This is a genomic window from Paenisporosarcina sp. P5_A11, assembly GCF_056400705.1.
In genome coordinates, this window is record NZ_JBFUKT010000393.1 from 1 (window position 1) to 631 (window position 631).

Annotated in this window: 1 protein-coding gene; it reads right to left on the reverse strand. The window is 33.3% G+C overall.

Translation table 11 applies throughout. The features are described 5' to 3' along the window. Window positions 1–324: 324 nt before the first annotated feature. Window positions 325–631 (reverse strand): ATP-binding protein (locus AC1DOS_RS20455; RefSeq protein ID WP_477538952.1); only part of this gene is annotated, 307 nt, incomplete at its 5' end.

Below are 631 nucleotides of genomic sequence, written 5' to 3' on the forward strand. Positions count from 1 at the left end.
GATCAATCTTTTTGATCAATCTTTTTTCAAAATGGATTCTTTTTATTTATCGTAAAATACTGGTTTGTCAGGTGAATTTGATCAAACTTATTTCAAAGCAACAGTTGCGTTAAGCAGCTCGTTTTTCTTATCCAACTAACGGGGCAGTTTAGTTGAACAAGAGTATTTAGAAAGGGAGTAAAAAATGAGTATTAAATTTAAGTACCGAATTTCGTTAATAATACTTATGATAATTTTTATTTCTTTTCAGGCAACGAGAATTATTGTAACCGTCAAGTAAGAATGAACAGTTTTCGTCAATTAGTTTTGAACAGTTTTCCTCAGTTAAGATTGAACACTTATTTCGGTAAACAAAGTTTTACGGTATTTCATTCTTAAGCTGTCATCCTCTTCACTAAAAGAGATTATTTCACTACGATGTAGGAGTCGATCTAGGATTGCTGTGGTGAGAGTGGGGTCTCCTAAGAATTTACCCCACTCATTCGGTCCTTTATTCGACGTAAGGATGAATGCCACATTGTCATATAGCTCGTAAATGAATTGGAAAAACAGACTTGCTTCTTTTGGATCGATTGTCATATACATGACATCATCGATAATGACTAAGTTAGAAGTAGTAATCCTCTTATAC